General features: G+C 73.1%; 9 protein-coding genes. 2 read left to right on the top strand and 7 right to left on the bottom strand.

Annotation, left to right across the window (positions count from 1 at the left end; all coding sequences use genetic code 11):
* Window positions 1-30: 30 nt before the first annotated feature.
* From ACN268_RS31085 to ACN268_RS31060, 6 genes are all read right to left on the bottom strand, one after another.
* The gene (locus ACN268_RS31085; protein WP_421487041.1) at window positions 31-5,412 is read right to left on the bottom strand and encodes an SDR family NAD(P)-dependent oxidoreductase; all 5,382 of its coding nucleotides are present in this window, start codon (window positions 5,410-5,412) and stop codon (window positions 31-33) included.
* Between the two features lie 365 nt (window positions 5,413-5,777).
* Window positions 5,778-7,043: a family 16 glycosylhydrolase gene (locus ACN268_RS31080; RefSeq protein ID WP_421486582.1), complete on the bottom strand. Its 1,266-nt coding sequence runs from the start codon at window positions 7,041-7,043 to the stop codon at window positions 5,778-5,780.
* A 279-nt stretch (window positions 7,044-7,322) separates the two neighbouring features.
* Window positions 7,323-7,541, bottom strand: coding sequence for a hypothetical protein (locus ACN268_RS31075; RefSeq protein WP_088642133.1), 219 nt, complete (start codon window positions 7,539-7,541; stop codon window positions 7,323-7,325).
* Window positions 7,542-7,616: 75 nt separating this feature from the next.
* Complete coding sequence (locus tag ACN268_RS31070; RefSeq protein ID WP_421486581.1) at window positions 7,617-8,720, bottom strand: NYN domain-containing protein; 1,104 nt, start codon at window positions 8,718-8,720, stop codon at window positions 7,617-7,619.
* Between the two features lie 167 nt (window positions 8,721-8,887).
* The gene (locus ACN268_RS31065) at window positions 8,888-9,901 is read right to left on the bottom strand and encodes a cupin-like domain-containing protein (RefSeq protein ID WP_421486580.1); all 1,014 of its coding nucleotides are present in this window, start codon (window positions 9,899-9,901) and stop codon (window positions 8,888-8,890) included.
* Entirely contained in the window at window positions 9,898-10,176 is a 279-nt protein-coding gene (locus ACN268_RS31060; RefSeq protein WP_421486579.1) for a hypothetical protein, read from the bottom strand. The genes ACN268_RS31065 and ACN268_RS31060 overlap by 4 nt, the downstream gene beginning before the upstream one ends.
* A gap of 117 nt (window positions 10,177-10,293) precedes the next feature.
* On the opposite strand from ACN268_RS31060, the gene ACN268_RS31055 reads away from it, so the two are divergent.
* A complete protein-coding gene (locus ACN268_RS31055) occupies window positions 10,294-10,983 on the top strand; it encodes a YoaK family protein (RefSeq protein WP_421486578.1) in 690 nt (229 codons plus the stop codon).
* Window positions 10,984-11,187: 204 nt separating this feature from the next.
* Window positions 11,188-16,653: a carboxyl transferase domain-containing protein gene (locus ACN268_RS31050; RefSeq protein ID WP_421486577.1), complete on the top strand. Its 5,466-nt coding sequence runs from the start codon at window positions 11,188-11,190 to the stop codon at window positions 16,651-16,653.
* A gap of 162 nt (window positions 16,654-16,815) precedes the next feature.
* Here ACN268_RS31050 and ACN268_RS31045 read toward each other — a convergent pair whose 3' ends face one another.
* Window positions 16,816-18,429, bottom strand: a complete 1,614-nt coding sequence (locus ACN268_RS31045; protein WP_421487040.1) for a class I adenylate-forming enzyme family protein — start codon at window positions 18,427-18,429, stop codon at window positions 16,816-16,818.
* Between the last annotated feature and the right edge of the window lie 57 nt (window positions 18,430-18,486).

Here is an 18,486-nt window from a genome sequence, read left to right as displayed (position 1 = left end):
CCGCGCCGGAAGGTTCGTCGGAGGCTGCCGTCAGGAGAGGCCGAGCTCGTTCTCCAGCACGTCGAACAGTTCCTCGTCGGTGGCGGACTCGTAGTCGTGCGGGGTGTCGTCGTCGGGGCGGCCGGTGCGGTCCTGCCAGCCGCGCAGCACCGCCTCGAGCCGGGCGGTCAGCCGGGCGTGTTCCGCACCGGGCACCTCGGTCAGGGCCTTCTCCAGCCGGTCGAGGTCGGCGAGCACCGCACCGGCCGGGTCGGCGTCGGGCACCACCAGGTCGGCCTTGAGGGCGCGGGCCAGGGCGGTGGGTTCGGGGTGGTCGAAGACCAGCGTCGCGGGCAGCCGCAGCCCGGTGACGGTGCTGAGCACGTTGCGGAACTCGACGGCGGCGAGGGAGTCGAAGCCGAGGTCCTTGAACGCACGGCCGGGTTCCACCGACGCCGGGCCGGGGAAGCCCAGCACGGCGGCGGCGTGCGTGCGGACCAGGTCGAGCAGCAGGGTGTCCCGGTCGGCGTCGGAGAGGCCGGCGAGGCGCTGGGCCAGCGGCGGGCCGTCGGCCGCCGCGCCCGCACCGGCGGCGGTCGGCCGGGCGGGGGTACGGACCAGGCCGCGCAGCACGGCGGGCAGCGCGTCGGTGCGTCGCCGCAACGCGTCCAGGTCGAGCCGCACCGGTACGGTGGTGGGCCGCCCGGCGGCGACGGCCGCGTCGAACAACGCCAGCCCCTCGTCGGTGCTCATCGCGGGCATCCCGAGCCGGCGCATCCGGTGCAGGTCGGCGTCGTCGAGGTGACCGCCCATGCCGGTGCCGGTGGCCCACAGGCCGTAGGCCAGCGAGGTGGCGGGCAGGCCGTCGGCGCGGCGGCGTTGGGCGAGGGCGTCGAGGAAGAGGTTCGCGGCGGCGTAGTTGCCCTGCCCGGCCCCGGCCACCCAGCCCGCCGACGAGGAGAACAGCACGAAGGCGGTCAGCTCGTGGTCGCGGGTGAGGTCGTGCAGGTGCCAGGCGGCGTCCACCTTGGGCCGTAGCACCCGATGCAGTTGCTCGGGGGTGAGGGCGTCGACCAGCGCGTTCTCGGCGGTGCCGGCGGCGTGCACCACCGCGCCGACCGGGTGTTCGGCGAGCAGGGCGGCGACCGCGTCCCGGTCGGCGACGTCGCAGGCCGCGACCGTCACGTCCGCACCGGCGGCGGTGAGGTCCGCGACCAGGTCCGCCGCGCCGGGCGTGGCCGCGCCGCTGCGCCCGGTCAGCAGCAACCGACGTACGCCGTGCCGGGTGACCAGGTGCCGGGCGACGAGGCTACCCAGCCCGCCGAGCCCACCGGTGATCAGGACGGTGCGGTCGGTGGCCCAGCCACCGTCGGCGGGCGCGTCGCCGCCCACCCGGGTCAGTCGGGGCACCAGCAGCCCGCCGTCGCGGACGGCCACCTCGGGTTCGCCGGTGGCCAGCGCCGCCGCCAGGTGGTCGGTGCCGCCGTCGTCGGTGTCGACCAGGACGAACCGGCCCGGGTGTTCGGCCTCGGCCGCCCGGACCAGCCCCCACAGGGCCGCCGCGGCGGGGTCGACCGGCGTGTCGCCGGCACCGACGGCGTCCCGGGTGAGCAGGGCGAGCGTGCTGTGGACGTACGCCGGATGGGTGAGCCAGCGGCGCAGCAGCCCCAGCAGGCGTTCGGTGGCCCCGTGCACGGCGGCCGGCGGGGTGCCGGGCGGGTCGAGGGTGACCACGACGGTGCCGGGTGCGGGTTCGGGCAGTTCCGCGTCGACGTCGAGCGCGGTCCAGGTGCCGGTGGCGGCGGCCGGGGTGGGGACGGGCTGCCAGCTCACCTCGTACAGGTGGCGGTGCCGGTTGCCGGCGGCGCCGAGCGCGTCGGCGGCGACCGGCCGGGCCACCACCTGGTCGATCGTGGCGACCGGGTTGCCGTGTCCGTCGGCGACGGTGACGGCCAGCTTGTCGCCGGTGGCCGGGGAGATCCGGATGCGCAGGGTGGCGGCGTGCGCGGCGTGCAGGGTGACGCCGCGCCAGGAGAACGGCAGCGGGGTGTCGCCCGCGCCCTCGTCGACCAGGTTGGCGTGCAGGGCGGCGTCGAGCAGCGCCGGGTGCAGCAGGAACCGGGTCGCGTCGGCGGCGGCCACCTCGGGCAGCGCCGCCTCGGCCCACACCTCGGCGGCGTCGCCGTCGCCGCGCCGCCACACCGCGCGCAGCCCCTGGAAGACCGGCCCGTAGCCGTAGCCGTGGTCGCACAGCCGGTCGTAGAGGCCGTCGAGGTCGACGGGTTCGGCGCCGGCGGGCGGCCATTCGGTGAGGTCGGCGGCGGCCGGGTCGGCCCCGGCCTGTCGGACCAGGACCCCTTCGGCGTGCCGGGTCCAGTCGGTGTCGTCGGCCGCGTCGTCGGCCCGGGTCCAGATCCCGAGGGTACGCGCGCCGCTGTCGTCGGCGGCGTCGACGGTGACCCGCAGGGCCAGGCCCCCGTCGGTGGGCAGCACCAGCGGCGCGTTGATGGTCAGCTCGTCGAGGACCGGGCAGCCGACCTGGTCACCGGCGCGCAGGGCGAGTTCGACCAGCCCGGTGCCGGGGACGAGGACGGTGTCGAACACGGCGTGGTCGGCGAGCCACGGCTGGGTGCTGCGGGAGAGCCGGCCGGTGAGGACCACGCCGCCGGTGTCGGGCAGGTCGACGACCGCGCCGAGCATCGGGTGGTCGGCGGGGAGCTGGCCGAGTCCGGTGGTGTCGCCGCTGCCGGGCGGCACGTCGAGCCAGTACCGCTGGTGCTGGAAGGCGTAAGTGGGCAGGTCGACCTGCCGGCCGCCCGGGTTCACCACCGCCCAGTCCAGGGCGGTCCCGCTGGCCCACGCCTGGGCCATGCCGACCGCGTACGCCTGCACCTGGCCGTCGTCGGGCGCGCTCTCGTCCTGCCCGCGCTTGCGGCGCTGCAGCGCGATGGCGGTGGCGTCCTCGACGCAGTCGGCGACCATCGCGGTCAGCACACTGTCCGGCCCGATCTCCACGAACCGGGTGACTCCGCATGCGGCAAGAGCAGTTACCGCGTCAGCGAACCGCACGGTCCCCCGCACCTGACCCTGCCAGTACCCGACGCTGCCCAACTCGGCATCGGTGGCGAGATCGCCGGTCGCGGTCGACACCAGCGCAATGCCCGCCGGGTTCGCGGTCACCCCGCCGACCACCTGCCCATACTCGGCGAGCATCGGGTCCATCAGGTGCGAATGGAACGCGTGCGACACCCGCAACCGACGCGTCTTCACCTCAAGCGAGGCTTCCAGCGACGCGATCTGCTCCTCGGTCCCCGACACCACCACCGCACGGGGACCATTCACCGCCGCCACGTCGATGTCGCCCAGGTCCAACTCATCCAGCGGCGCGGCGATCGCCAACATCGCCCCACCCGCCGGAAGGGCCTGCATCAGACCACCCCGCGCCGCCACGACCCGGCAGGCGTCCTCCAATGACCAGACACCCGCGACGTGTGCGGCGGCCAGCTCACCGATCGAATGACCCGCCACGAAGTCCGGCTTCAATCCCCAGGATTCGGCCAGGCGGAACAGGGCCACCTCGACCGCGAACAACGCCGGCTGCGTCCACCCCGTCCGATCCAACACCCCATCCGGATCGGTGAACATCACCTCCCGCAGATCACCATCGAGCAACGGCCCGAACGCCGCACACACCTCGTCGAACGCCTGCGCGAACACCGGGAACGCTTCGGCCAGCTCACGACCCATCCCGACCCGCTGCGCACCCTGACCGGTGAACAACACCGCCGTACGACCACCGGTCACCCGACCCGACACACCGGTGCCGGCGGCCAGGGCGTCGAGACCGGCGGACAGCTCGCCGGCCCCACGGCCCACCGCCACCCCCCGGAACTCCAACCCGGCCCGACCCGCACCCAGCGAGAACCCGACGTCCACCGGACGCTCGTCGGTGAGGAAACCGCGCAGCCGGGCGGCCTGCCCGGCCAGGGCCGCCGCCGACCGGCCGGACAGCGGCCAGAGCAGCACCGGCGGCTCGGCGGCCGGCGTCGGTGCGGCGGTGTCGTCCGGGTCGGCGGCCTCGGCCGTCGGGGCCTGTTCCAGCACCACGTGGGCGTTGGTGCCGCTGAGCCCGAACGACGACACGGCAGCCCGCCGGGGCCGCCCGGTGGCCGGCCAGTCGACGGCGTCGGTGAGCAGCCGGACGTCGCCCGCCGTCCAGTCGACGTGCGGGGTGGGCTGGTCGACGTGCAGGGTGCGGGGCAGCACGCCGTGCCGCATCGCCAACACCATCTTGATCACCCCGGCGACGCCGGCGGCGGCCTGGGTGTGACCCAGGTTCGACTTCACCGAGCCGAGCCAGAGCGGCTGTTCCCGGTCCCGTCCGTACGTGGCGAGCAGTGCCTGCGCCTCGATCGGGTCACCGAGCCGGGTGCCGGTGCCGTGCGCCTCGACGGCGTCGACCTGGTCGGCGGTGAGCCGGGCGTTGGCGAGGGCGTCGGCGATGACCCGCCGCTGCGAGGGACCGTTGGGGGCGGTGAGGCCGCTACTCGCGCCGTCCTGGTTGACCGCGGTACCCCGGACGACGGCCAGCACCCGGTGCCCGTGCCGCTGGGCGTCGGAGAGCCGCTCGACCAGCAGCATCCCGACACCCTCGGCCCAGCCGGTGCCGTCGGCGGCGGCGGCGAACGGCTTGCACCGGCCGTCGGCGGCCAGCCCCCGCTGGCGGCTGAAGTCGACGAACGTCTCCGGGGTGGCCATCACGGTCACCCCACCGGCAAGCGCCAGGGTGCACTCCTCGCGGCGCAGCGACTGGATGGCCAGGTGCAGCGCGACCAGCGAGGACGAGCAGGCGGTGTCGACGGTGAGGGCCGGGCCCTCCAGACCCAGCACGTAGGCGACCCGGCCGGAGAGGATGCTGCCGGTGTTGCCGTTGCCGATGAAGCCCTCAAGCTCGGCGGGCACCTGCGGCAACCGGCTGGAGTAGTCGTGGTACATCAGCCCGGCGAACACCCCGGTGCGGCTGCCGCGGACCGAGGTCGGGTCGATGCCGGCCGATTCGAACGCCTCCCAGGACGCCTCCAGCAGCAGCCGCTGCTGCGGGTCCATGGCGATCGCCTCGCGTGGGGAAATGCCGAAGAATTCGGGGTCGAATAGCGCGGCGTCGGAAAGGAAACCGCCGGTCCTCGCGTACGTCTTGCCGGTCTTGGAATCGTCGGGGTCGTAGATGTCCTCGACGTTCCAGCCGCGGTCGTCGGGAAAGTCGGAGACCGCGTCCGTCCCGTCGGCCAGCAGCTGCCACAGGGCGGCCGGACCGTCCACACCACCCGGGAAGCGGCAGCTCATACCGACGATCGCGATCGGGTCGTACTCGCGGCGTTCGGCCTGACGCAACTGCCGACGGGCCTCACGCAGATCGGTGGTGGCCCGCTTCAGGTACCCGAGAAGCTTCTCCTCGTTCTCCATCTACGTCTCCCGCCACTAGCCCCAGCCGGGCAGACCCGGGCCAATATCGGCACACGGGTCGGCGCGGCGGCAATTGTCGAAACAGAGAGCTTCTTCAGGCATTCTTGGTTGTTCGCGATGACCCTACGGCCGCCCGGCGCAGCACTAACCCCCTACCGCCCCCAGAGCGCCCCCTAGCCCTCGACGCCGCTACCTCGACCCTCGGGCGTCGCCGGCCGGGCCACCCCGGTGGAGGCTGGGGTTGCGGGCCGGCCGGCTGACCGGGGCACGACGACGGACGGCCCCCCGGCGGGTGCCGGGGGGCCGTCCGTCGCGGTGCTACCGCCGGGCCGTGGTCAGAAGCGGGACCACTTCTGACTGGCGACGCCGAGGCAGTCCCACAGGTGCAGTTTGCCGCCGTTGTTGGGGTTCTGGTCGCGTACGTCGACGCACCTGTTGGCGCTGAGGTTGACCAGGTCCCCGGCGCCGTTGAGGGTGAACCGTTGGGCCGGGTTGCCGTTGCAGGTGACCAGGTTGACCTCGGTGCCGTTGGCGGTGCCGGCCCAGGCCGGGTCCATGCACTTGCCCATCGCGCGGACGGTGCCGTCGGCGGCGAAGGTCCAGGCCTGCGCGGCGGTGGTGTTGCAGTCCCAGATCTGGAGTTTCGCGCCGTCGACCGGGTTGGCGCTCGGGATGTCGATGCACCTGCCGCTCTGCGTGCCGCGCAGCCGGGTGGTGCCGGGTTGCGGGTTGCCGCCGCCGGGGACGTAGCTGGAGACCCGGACGTAGTCCACGAGCATCTGCTGGGGGAACTGGGTGGAGCCGTCGGGGTAGCCGGGCCAGTTCCCGCCCACCGCCACGTTGAGGATCATGAAGAACGGGTGGTCGTAGACCCAGCGGTTGCCGCCGAGCCGGGACGGGTCGACGCGGTGGTACTCGACGCCGTCGAGGTACCAGACGATCAGGTTCGGCTCCCAGTCCACCCGGTAGGTGTGGAAGGTGTCGGCGAGGGGCTGGCCGATGGTGCGGCTGCCGGTGATGCCACCCCCGCCGGAGTAGCCGGGGCCGTGCACGGTGCCGTAGACGGTGTTGGGTTCCCGGCCGATGTTCTCCATGATGTCGATCTCACCGGCGGCGGGCCAGCCGGCGCTGCCCATGTCGTTGCCGAGCATCCAGAACGCCGGCCAGATGCCCTGACCCCGGGGGATCTTGATCCGGGCCTCGAACCGACCGTACGCCTGGGTGAAGGTGGCGGCGGTGAGCAGCCGCGCCGAGGTGTACTCGCACCGGCCGTAGTGGCACTGGTAGTTGGCCGGGTTCTCCTTGCGGGCGGTGATGACGAGGTTGCCCTGTCCGTCGTGGACGGCGTTGCTGGTGCTGTTGGTGTAGTACTGCCGTTCGTTGTTGCCCCAGCCGCCACCGCCGATGTCGAAGCGCCACCGGTTCTGGTCGACGGGGGTGCCGGCGGCGGCGTTGAACTCGTCCTGCCAGGTGATGCCGCCGATGGCGGCCGAGGCGGGCTCGGCCTGGGCGGGCAGGACGAGGGCGGCGGCGAGGGTGACGAGGGCGACCGCCGCGCGGGCGAGGGATCGGGGCCGGGGGACGGCTCGGGCTCCTGGCACGGGAGGCTCCTTGGGGCGACATCGGGGGCGGGGAGCACGCCGGGGAGAGCGCTCTCCTCGAAGGATGTCGATACCAGGCTCTTCTGTCAAGAATGTTGCCAGTTAGCTCGCCCTGTTCAGGGCCTCGCCGACCAGCCAGTGAGAAGAAAACTACTTTGCGTAATCAGAGCCGTTGCGCGCCACCCAGTCCGGAAGTCCCCACGGGGCGCCCGGCCGGGACCGGCCGGAGGGCGGGGCGGGCGGGACGCGGTGCGGACCGCCCGCCGGCGCCCGGACCGATCAGCGGTGCAGCCCGCGCCAGGAAGGATTGCTGCCGCGCCAGGCGTCGGCCAGGATGACCGCCGCCGCCCGGCTCGGGCACTGCTGCACGCGGGAGCGACCCGACGCCCCGCCGATCTGCGCCTGGACCTCCCAGGCCTCCCCGTCGGTACGGATGTAGACGTCCCGCCGCCCGCGTGGGCTCGGGTCACCGTTCCACCAGTGCTCCTCGACCATCATTCACCGACCGTATAGCAACTCGGCCGTGGAACGTGAGTCACGAATTCGTCGAGGCCCGAAGCCGACCCCGCCCGGTCACCCCTGCCGGGGCGTGAGCAGGTAGTCGTCGGCCTCCGCGCTCCAGGCCAAGGCGACCTCACCGGCAGTGGCGGCGGCCTTACCGAACTGGAGGAAACTGCGGTAGCCGAGCTTCTTCTCGCTGAATTCGGGACGGGCGCGGCGGAGCTGGTTCTTGAGTCCGGAGAGCGCCACCGGGCCACCGGCCGCGGCCAGCTCCGCCACCACCGTACGCAGCAGCGCGAAGGCCACCTCCTGGTCGCCGTGCTCAGGCAGGGAAACCTCCGGGTCGCCCTTGGCCGGCCCCTCGGCCAACTCGACGACGTTGTGCCCGGCGAGGTGGCGCAGCAGCTCGCCGAAGGTGCGGAACCCGTAGTCGGACTCGCTGAACGTGGGGTCCTTGCGCAGCAGGGTGCGCTTGAGCCGGGAGGCGGTCACCTCTCCCTCCGAGCTGCCCTGGAGGCCGGCGACGGTCTGGGCGACCAGCACCGCGAGCGCGTCGGCGTCGCGTACCGGCTCCTCGGCGGCGGGCGAGGGCTCCGGCTGCTCCGGCTGCTCCGGTGTCGGCTCCACCGCCGTCGGCTCCGGCTGCTGCGGTCCGGCCGGCTTGGCGGGGCGTCCGCGTCGGGCCCGTACGGGCGGCAGGTCGACGCCCTCCAGCCGGTCGTAGTAGAGGAACTCGTCGCAGGCGGGCGGGAGCAGCGCCGAGGTCGATTTCTCCACCCCGACCCCGATCACCCGCTTGTTGAGTTCACGCAGCTTGTGCACCAGCGGGGTGAAGTCGCTGTCCCCGGTGCAGATGACGAAGGTGGAGATGTAGCCGCGCTCGAAGGCCAACTCCACCGCGTCGACGGCCATCTTGATGTCGGCGGCGTTCTTGCGGGACGCCCCCATCCGCTGCGGGATCTCGATCAGCTCGACGTGCGAGCGGGTGAGCATCCGACGGTCCTCGTCGAAGTACGACCAGTCCGCGTACGCCCGGCGGACCACCACCCGTCCCCGCTCGGCGAGGGCGTCGGCGATCGGCCGGAAGTCGAACGCCCGCCCACCATGGTGTTCCCGGGCACCCAGGGCAAGGTTCTCGTAGTCGAGAAAGAGCGCGATTCGATCCTCGTGATCCACCGCAACACCCTAATCCCGCACCACTGCCCCACCACCCCGCCACGTCGCACACACCCCGCCCAAGCCCGGTGATCACGAGGAAAAGGTCAGCCGCCGGGCAACTTCCTGACGCATTTCTCTTGATCACCGGGGGCCAGGGCCGGTGGGGGCCGGGCGGGAGGGGTGGGTCAGCGGGGTGGGGTGGCGGCGGGCGGGGTAGCCATCTTGTGGTTCTGGCCCGGGATGGCGAAGTGGTGGAAACTGACCGTGGCGCTGACCTCCAGCGCCTGCACCCAGTGCCACCAGCCCACCGGCACGAACAGCAGCTGACCCGGCTCCAGCACGACGTCGAGCACCGTCGCCTCGGCGTAGCGGGGGTGCCGGGTGAGGTCCGGGTCCGCCGCGTCGACCGCGCTGAACGTGCCGCCGCGCGGATAGACCAGGTGCCGCTCGTACGACGGGACCAGCCGGACGTGCTTGCGGCCGAGCACCTGGCCGAGCAGCACCGAGCTGTTGTCCACGTGCAGCGGGGTCACCGTGCCGGCCGGTCCGAGCAGCAGGTGACCGAGCCCGGACGGGTCCACGATCCCCCGCGGGGCACGGATGTCGGCGACGAGCGGGCGCAGCGCGCCTGCCCAGTTCTCGTTGCGCGGCACCATGTAGTAGTCGTTGGTGCGCCGGCCCGAGGCGAGCAGCGCCAGGTACTCGCGGAACGGCATGCTGGTGCGGTGCCTGTCGTACTGCCAGGCGTGGTCCGGGTTGGCCTCCCGCCCGGTCATCACCTCGACCACGGCGTCACCGCAGGCCGCCGCCAGGCCGGGAAGCGTCCAGCCGAGGGCGGGCCAGTCGGCCATCAGGCCGTCCAGCACCACCGGCCGGTTGCCGAAGTAGTAGCGGGAGAAGAACTCCCCGGGGTCGAGGTCCGCGCGCCGCTCCAGCGTCCGCCCGCCGTCGCTGTCGCGCAGCGTCCGGTACGTGTCGAGCACCGACTCCAGCCAGTCGTAGCGCAGCGCGAGCCGCCGGCACACCGCGAAGTACGGATGGTCGGTCAGTTCCCGCAGCTCGGCGTCGACGGCCTGCGGGTCGGCGGACCCGGCGACGGCCACCGCCCGCGCCTGCGCCACCGACGCGCCCATGGCCAGGTTCTCGACCAGCCACTCCCGCCAGGCGGGGTCGAGCCGGGGCGGGACGACGGTGGTCATGCCCCGGCCGCCGGCACGAGGGTGAGCCGGGGCGGGCGGACCGCCTCCTGGCAGGTCGGGTACGAGTTCTTCACGTGCTCGGGGAAGTGCTCGGCGGCCGGCGGTGGGGTGAGCCGCAGCTGGCGGGCGTACTCCTGGCAGTTGACGTAGGAGTTCTTCACGTGGGCCGGGATGTGCTCCGGCGGCGGGGTGAGCCGCGCCTCGCGGGCGTACTGGTCGCAGTTGACGTAGGAGCCCTTGACGTGGGCGGGGAAGTGGTCCGGCAGCTCTGTCATGGGTGCCAGTCAACGGGCCCCGGCGTCCCGGCCACCAGGGGTCGGTGTCCCGGCCGCCCGGGACGTTCCCGCAGGTCATGGGTAGACTGCCGGCCGGAAACGATCATCGGAAGGGCCATGACGAAGAGCTACGAGGTGCCGCTGCTGGTGCTGACCGCGGCGACCGGCGCGGTCGACGGCGTCAGCTATCTCGCCCTGGACCGGGTCTTCACCGGCAACATGACGGGCAACGTGCTCTTCATCGGGTTCGGGCTGGCCGGGGTGTCCGGCCTGCCGGTGCTCAACAACCTGGTGGCGTTGCTGACCTTCATGCTCGGCGCGGTGCTCGCCGCCCGGCTGACCCGGGGTGCGCCGGGGCCGGCGGCGTTGCCCGCCGCCGGGCTGGCCATCCTGGTCGGCGGCAGTGTGCTCTCGCTCGCCCTGGCCGGGTTCTGGCTCGTCACCGGCCCACCGGCGCACGGGGTGATGCTGGCCGTCACCGGTCTGCTCGCCCTGGTGCTCGGCGCGCAGGCCGCGGCGGTCAGGCACATCGGCATCCGGGACCTCTCCACGGTGGTGGTGACCATGACCATGGTGAACCTCTCCGCCGACAGCCGGGCCGCCGGCGGTCCGGGCACGGCCTGGCTCCGCCGGTTCGGGGCGATCACCACGATGGGCCTCGGCGCGTTCGTCTCCGCCGTGCTGACGTTGCGGGTGAACGGGGCGGTGGCGCTGGTCGTGGCGGGCGCGCTGTTGACTGTCGGCACGGCGCTGATCGCGGTGGTCCGCCGCCGGGAGGTCGCCGCGGCGGCGTCGGCGCACGGCTGACCCCGGCGACCTGCGGCGGGTGCCGCAGAGTCTCCGGCGCGGGCGGGGAAGACCAAAAACTTTTGTGGGGTTCCTACAACGGTCACCGCTCAGGGTTCGGTGATTACGACATGGCGCTACCGGCCGGCACGCGGAAGGGTGATCGCTGTCGGGGGTCGATGCCTTGCGGCGCGTACTCGTGGATCTACCGGAGGAGTCGGTCGGGTGTTCAGCCGTGTCGCCATCGTCAACCGGGGTGAGGCCGCGATGCGCCTCATTCACGCGGTCCGAGAGCTGGCCGCGCAGACCGACACTCCCATCGAGACGGTGGCCCTCTATACCGATGTCGACCGCACCGCGACCTTCGTCCGCGAGGCCGACATCGCCTACGACCTGGGTCCGGCGTCCGCCCGGCCGTACCTCGACCTGAAGAAGCTCGAACAGGCCCTGGTCGAGACCGGGGCCGACGCGGTGTGGGTCGGGTGGGGTTTCGTCGCCGAGGACCCGGCCTTCGCGGAGCTGTGCGAGAAGATCGGCATCACCTTCGTCGGGCCGAGCCCGGACGCGATGCGCAAGCTCGGTGACAAGATCGGCGCGAAGCTGATCGCCGAGGAGGTCGGCGTGCCGGTCGCGCCGTGGAGCCGGGGCGCGGTGGAGACCCTGGAGGCCGCGATCGCCGCCGCCGCCGAGATCGGCTACCCGCTGATGCTCAAGGCGACCGCCGGTGGTGGCGGGCGGGGCATCCGGGTGGTCACCAGCGATGCCGAGCTGGCCGACGCCTACCAGCGAACCAGCCAGGAGGCGGCCCGCGCCTTCGGCAGCGGGATCGTGTTCCTGGAGCGCCTGGTCACCGGCGCCCGGCACGTCGAGGTGCAGGTGATCGCGGACGGTCAGGGCACCGCCTGGGCGCTCGGCGTACGGGACTGCTCGGTGCAGCGGCGCAACCAGAAGGTCATCGAGGAGTCGGCCTCCCCGGTCCTCGGCCCGGAGCAGACGGCCGAACTCAAGTCCTCGGCCGAGCGGCTGGCCGTCGCGGTCGGCTACCGGGGTGCCGCCACCGTCGAGTTCCTCTACCACCCGGGTGACCGGCTGTTCGCCTTCCTGGAGGTCAACACCCGCCTCCAGGTGGAGCACCCGATCACCGAGCTGACCACCGGATTCGACCTGGTCAAGGCGCAGTTGCACGTCGCGGCGGGCGGCCGGCTCGACGGGGTGCCGCCGGTGGAGCGCGGGCACGCAATCGAGGCCCGGCTCAACGCCGAGGACCCGGACCGCGACTTCGCCCCCGCCCCGGGCCGGATCGCCCGGCTGGACCTGCCCGCCGGTCCCGGCATCCGGGTCGACACCGGGGTCAGCGAGGGCGACACCATCCCGGCCGACTTCGACTCGATGATCGCGAAGATCATCGCGTACGGGCGGGACCGGGACGAGGCGCTCGGTCGGCTGCGCCGGGCGATGGCCGAGACCACGGTGATCATCGAGGGTGGCGCGACGAACAAGAGCTTCGTGCTCGACCTGCTCGACCAGCCCGAGGTGATCGACGCCAGCGCCGACACCGGCTGGATCGACCGGGTGCGCGCCGAGGGCCGGCTCGTGTCGCACCGGCACTCCGCCGTCGCGCTCGCCGCCGCCGCGATCGAGGCGTACGAGGAGCAGGAGCAGGCCGAGCAGCAGCGGCTGCTGTCGACGGCGTTCGGCGGGCGACCCCAGGTGCAGCACGCCAGCGGCCGGCCGCTGGACCTCAAACTGCGTGGCGTCGGCTACCGGATGCGGGTGGCCCGGGTCGGCGCGCACCGGTTCCGGGTCGGCATCGAGGCCGGCGGCGACGTGCACACCGCCGACGTCGAGCTGGACCGGTTCGACAGGCACACCGGGCAGATCGCCGTCAACGGCGCCCGGTACCGGCTGCTCACCGGCACCCACGGCGCGATCCACCTGGTCGAGGTGGACGGCGTGACCCACCGGGTCGGCCGCGACGAGGGCGGCGTGGTCCGCTCGCCGATGCCGGCGCTGGTCGTCGCCACCCCGGTCGAGGTGGGCGCCGAGGTCGAGGCGGGCGCACCGGTGCTGGTGCTGGAGGCGATGAAGATGGAGACGGTGCTGCGGGCACCGTTCCGGGCCCGGCTCAAGGAGTGCGGCGTCTCCGTCGGCAGCCAGGTGGAGGCCGGCGCGGCGCTGCTGCGGCTGGAGCCGCTCGCCGACGACACCGACGACGCCCCGGTCGCCGAAGCCGCCGCGCCGGTCGCCCTGGACCTGCCCGCCCCGCCCGACCAGGCCCCGGCGGTGGAGCGGTCCCGACGCGGCCAGGAGGACCTCCGTGGGCTGCTGCTGGGCTTCGACGTGGATCCGCACGACGACGGCCGGGTGCTCGACGAGTACCTCGCGGCGCGGCGGGCCGCCATCGAGGACGGCCACCGCCCGCTGGCCGAGGAGATCGACCTCGTCAACGTCTTCGCCGACCTCGCCGAGCTCAGCCGCAACCGGCTGACCGGGGAGGACGTCAGCGGCGACAACCACGTCCCCAGCGCCCGCGAACACTTCCACACCTACCTGCAGAGCCTCGACGTCGAACGGGCCGGTCTGCCGGCGCCCTTCCAGGCCAAGCTGGCCAAGGCGCTCGGCCACTACGGCGTCACCGAGCTGGACCGCTCCCCCGCCCTCGAGGCCGCCGTGTTCCGGATCTTCCTGGCCCAGCAGCGGGCGGCCACCGACGCGACGGTCATCGCGACGTTGCTGCGCGCCTGGCTGCGTGAGCCGCCGCCGGACGCGGTGCTGCGCGAGCCCGCCGGCCTCGCGTTGGAGCGGCTGGTGGCGGCGACGCAGGTGCGTTTCCCGGTCGTCGCCGACCTGGCCCGGGGGGTGGTGTTCGCCTGGTTCGCCCAGCCGCTGCTGCTGCGCAACCGCGCCCGGCTGTACGCCTCCGTCCGGCGGCACCTGCGTCACCTGGACGCGAACCCGGACGCGGCGGACCGCACCGAGCGGGTCGCGGAGATGGTCCGCAGCACCGAACCGCTGGTGCGGGTGCTCGGCCAGCGGCTCGTGCGGGACCACCTCGACAACGCGGTGATGCTGGAGGTGCTGACCCGGCGGTACTACGGCAACAAGGGCCTGGCCGACGTGCGGACCCGGCGGGTGGCGGACTGCACGTTCGTCGTCGCCGAGCGGGCCGACTCCAGCCTGCTCTCCGCCGCCGTCCGGTTCGACGCGCTGGGCGACGCGCTGCGCGGGCTCGCCGAGCTGGCCGCTGACGGCTCCGCCGTCGACGCCGACATCTACCTCGGCTGGGAAAACCAGCCGGAGGACTTCGACGCGATGGCCGCCGCGCTGCTGGAGGTCGTCAACGCGCACCCGCTGCCGGCCCAGGTCCGTCGGCTCACCACCACCGTCGCCGGGCGCGGCGGCGCGGTGATGCACCACCACTTCACGTTCCGCCCGTCGAGCACGGGGATGAGCGAGGAGCGGCTGATCCGGGGCCTGCACCCGTACATCGCGCAGCGGATGCAGCTGGAGCGGCTGCGCAAGTTCGACCTGACCCGGCTGCCGTCGTCGGACGAGGAGGTCTACCTCTTCCAGGCCGTCGCGCGGGAGAACCCGTCCGACGAACGGCTCGTCGCGTTCGCCCAGGTGCGTGACCTGACCGCGCTGCGGGAGCACGACGGGCGGCTGGTCGCCCTGCCCACGGCCGAGGACATCGTCGCCACCTGCCTGGACTCGATCCGCCGGGCGCAGACCCGCCGCCCGGCCAAGACCCGCTTCAACACCAACCGGATCGTCATCTACGTCTGGCCGCCGAGCGACCTGACCCGCGAGGAGATGGAGATGATCGCCGGGCGGGTCCGCCCGACGACCGTCGGCGCGGGGCTGGAGGAGATCCTGTTCATCGCGCGGCAGCGGGACCGCCGGACCGGCGAGCTGAACAAGATCGCGGTGCGGATCGCGTTCGACGCCACCGGCGGGGCCGAGCTGACCATGGGTGAGCCGCCGGTCGACCCGGTCGAGCCGCTCGACGACTACCGGCTGAAGGTGCTGCGGGCCAGCAGCCGCAATACGGTCTACCCGTACGAGCTGACCGGGCTGCTCGGCCAGTTCGTCGAGCACGACCTCGACGACGACCACGCGCTGGTGCCGGTGGATCGGCCCCGGGGACGCAACACGGCGGCGATCGTCGCGGGTGTGGTCACCACGCCGACCCCGAGGCACCCGCAGGGCGTCACCCGGGTGGTGCTGCTGGGCGACCCGACCAAGTCGCTCGGCGCGCTCTCCGAGGCCGAGTGCCGGCGGGTGATCGCCGCCCTGGACCTCGCCGAGCGGTTGCAGGTGCCGCTGGAGTGGTACGCCCTGTCGGCCGGCGCGCGGATCTCGATGACGTCGGGCACCGAGAACATGGACTGGGTGGCGGCGGCGCTCAAGCGGATCGTCGAGTTCACCCAGGACGGCGGCGAGATCAACATCGTGGTCGCGGGGATCAACGTGGGCGCCCAGCCGTACTGGAACGCCGAGGCGACGATGCTCATGCACACCCGGGGCATCCTGGTGATGACGCCGGAGGCCGCGATGGTGCTCACCGGCAAGCAGTCGCTGGACTTCTCCGGCGGGGTGTCCGCCGAGGACAACTTCGGCATCGGCGGCTACGACCGGGTGATGGGCCCCAACGGGCAGGCGCAGTACTGGGCGCCGAACCTGACGGCCGCCCGGGACGTGCTGATGGCGTACTACGACCACACGTACGTCGCGCCCGGGGAGAGCCAGCCGCGCCGGGCGACCACCGTCGACCCGGTGGACCGGGACATTTCCGCCTTCCCGCACACCGTGGCGGGCAGCGACTTCACCACCGTCGGCGAGATCTTCTCCGCCGCCGCCAACCCGGACCGCAAGAAGCCGTTCGACATCCGTACGGTGATGCGGGCGCTGTCCGACCAGGACCACCCGGTGCTGGAGCGGTGGGCGGGCATGGCCGACGCGGAGACCGCGGTGGTGCAGGACGTCCACCTCGGTGGTATCCCGGTCTGCCTGCTCGGCATCGAGTCGCGGTCGGTGCCCCGGCGGGGCTTCCCGCCCACCGACGGCCCGGACACCTACACGGCGGGCACCCTGTTCCCCCGCTCGTCCAAGAAGGCCGCGCGGGCGATCAACGCGGCCAGCGGCAACCGGCCGCTGGTGGTGCTGGCCAACCTGTCGGGCTTCGACGGCTCACCCGAGTCGATGCGCAAGCTGCAACTGGAGTACGGGGCCGAGATCGGCCGGGCGATCGTCAACTTCCGCGGGCCGATCGTGTTCTGCGTGATCTCCCGGTACCACGGCGGGGCGTTCGTGGTCTTCTCCAAGGCGCTGAACCCGAACATGACGGTGCTGGCGCTGGAGGGCTCGTTCGCCTCGGTGCTCGGCGGCGCCCCGGCGGCGGCGGTGGTGTTCTCCGGCGACGTCAACGCCCGTACGGCGGCCGACCTGCGGGTACGCGACCTGGAGACGCGGGTCGCGGCGGCCACCGGCACCGAGCGGGCTGCGCTCACCGCCGAACTCGACGAGACCCGCGCGGCGGTCCGCGCGGAGAAGCTCGGCGAGGTGGCGGCGGAGTTCGACCGGGTGCACAACATCGGGCGGGCGGTGGAGGTCGGCTCGGTCGACGCGGTGATCCGGGCCGCCGAGTTGCGCCCCCGCATCATCGAGGCGATCGAGTCCCGACTGGGCTGACGCCGGGGTGGGGCCGGCGGAACCCGCCGGCCCCGGGTACCCGCCCGGGGAGTGCCGTCGTGAACGGCCCTGTGCCCCACCCGCATGTTCATGCGGGTGGGGCACAGGGCCGTTCGGACGGGTGCCCGGCCCGGCCACACGGCGGGCGCAGCGGGCGACGGGTCAGCCGGTGCTGGCCGCCCCGGCGTCGGCCAGCAGCCGCTGGCGCATCAGGAACTTGCGGACCTTGCCCGTCGGCCCCATCACCACGCCGTCGGCGGGCACCGTGACCACCCGCCGCAGCGTCGCGGCGACCACCGGGCCGAGCGCGGCGCGGACCTGGTCGGAGCGGTCGAGGTCCGGGTCGGCGTCCTCGGCGAGCACGAGCAGCACCTCGGTGACGGTCCGCTCGTCGGCCTCCCGGGCCGCGATGACCGTGCAGTCGCGGACGTCGGGGCAGTGCTTGAGGATGCGTTCCTCGGACAGCGCCGTGTAGAGCCAGTTGCCGTCGCCCAGGTCGACCGCGTCGCTGGCCCGGTCGACGTGGTGGTAGTTGCCGTCCGGGTCGCGGTACATCAGGTCACCGGTGAGGTAGTAGCCGCCCAGCCGGGTGCGGAACGTGTTGACCGAGTCGTTCCAGTACCCGAGCGCCAGGGTCGGCGACTTGAGCCCGACGTGCCCCACCTGCCCCTCGGGAACCTCCTCGCCGGTGGTCACGTCGAGCAGGGCGATCTGCGCGAACGGGTACGGCTTGCCGACGCAGCGGTCGTAGTGGTCGCTGCCGAGGCGGTGGCTGATCCGGAACGCGCCGTGGCCCATCTCGGTGGAGCCGAGCATGTCGACGAACTTGGACCCGGGCACGTCCACCATGCCCTGCCGGGTGTACGCCGGGTGGCTGCCCACGGCGACCAGCCGCCGGATGTGCGACTCGTGGGCGCAGTCCCCGGTGTTGAACCAGTTGCGCACGGAGCTCAGGTCGCGGGTGGTCAGGTCGTGGCGGGCCAGCTCGGACCAGGTCACCGCGAAGCCGAAGACGCCTGTCGGCCGCCAGCGTTCGATGGCGTCGAGGATCGTCTCGGCGCTGCTGGCGAACGGGCCGCCCTGTGCCGACAGGTAGAGCAACTGGTAGCTGTTGCACAGCGCCTGGTTGACCGTGATGATGCCGGCGGTGTGCGCGGCCGGCAGGACGGACAGCTCACGCACCTCGCCGTACGGGCGGGACTCGGTGAGCCGCACGGCCCGGATGGCGGCGAACAGCCCGTGGTGCGAGTGGACGATCGCGGCCGGCACCCGGGTGGTGCCCGACGAGTGGGTGATGGCGACCGGGTCCTCGGGGTGGTGGCGGTAGTGCGGTGGGGCCTGGTCGGGGTCGCCGGTGCCGGTCTCGGCGGCGTCGCCGAGGATCGGCACCCCGAGGTCGTGCTCGCGCAGCGCGGCGTGGTCGGCGTCGACGACGACCCCGACGCCGCGCAGCCGCCTGATGAACTCGGCCGCCAACTCGATCGGCATGTTGCCGTTCATCAGGGCCGGGATCGCGCCGAGCCGGTTGAGGGCGAAGAAGTTGAGGAACACGTCGGGCGCGGACGTCACGTAGACCGCGACCGGGTCACGCCGGCCGACGCCCCGCCGCCGGAACCAGTCGGCGCGGGCGGCGACCCGCTCGGTGAGGGTGGCCAGCGACAGCGGCGTCCAGGCGGGGATGCCGTCCACGTCGACGTCGAAGGTCACCCGGGGCAGGTCTGGGTCGGCGCCGTGTTCGGCGAGCCGGAGCAGCACGTTGCCGGCCCCCAGCTCCATGTCGGCCGCGAGCGTCGCCCGGAAGTTGTCGGCACCCAACGAGTTGTCTCCTCACCT

It is taken from the genome of Micromonospora sp. WMMD735 (assembly GCF_049178995.1).
Lineage (GTDB): Bacteria > Actinomycetota > Actinomycetes > Mycobacteriales > Micromonosporaceae > Micromonospora > Micromonospora wenchangensis.
Note: the sequence above shows the minus strand (reverse complement) of the source record. Positions and strands in the feature narration are given on the sequence as shown.

Coding starts and splice junctions, on each gene's coding strand:
- ACN268_RS31075 (WP_088642133.1), bottom strand. CDS start 7,541: ATGATGGTCGAGGAGCACTGGTGGAACGGTGACCCGAGCCCACGCGGG.
- ACN268_RS31065 (WP_421486580.1), bottom strand. CDS start 9,901: ATGACCACCGTCGTCCCGCCCCGGCTCGACCCCGCCTGGCGGGAGTGG.
- ACN268_RS31060 (WP_421486579.1), bottom strand. CDS start 10,176: ATGACAGAGCTGCCGGACCACTTCCCCGCCCACGTCAAGGGCTCCTAC.
- ACN268_RS31055 (WP_421486578.1), top strand. CDS start 10,294: ATGACGAAGAGCTACGAGGTGCCGCTGCTGGTGCTGACCGCGGCGACC.
- ACN268_RS31045 (WP_421487040.1), bottom strand. CDS start 18,429: ATGGAGCTGGGGGCCGGCAACGTGCTGCTCCGGCTCGCCGAACACGGC.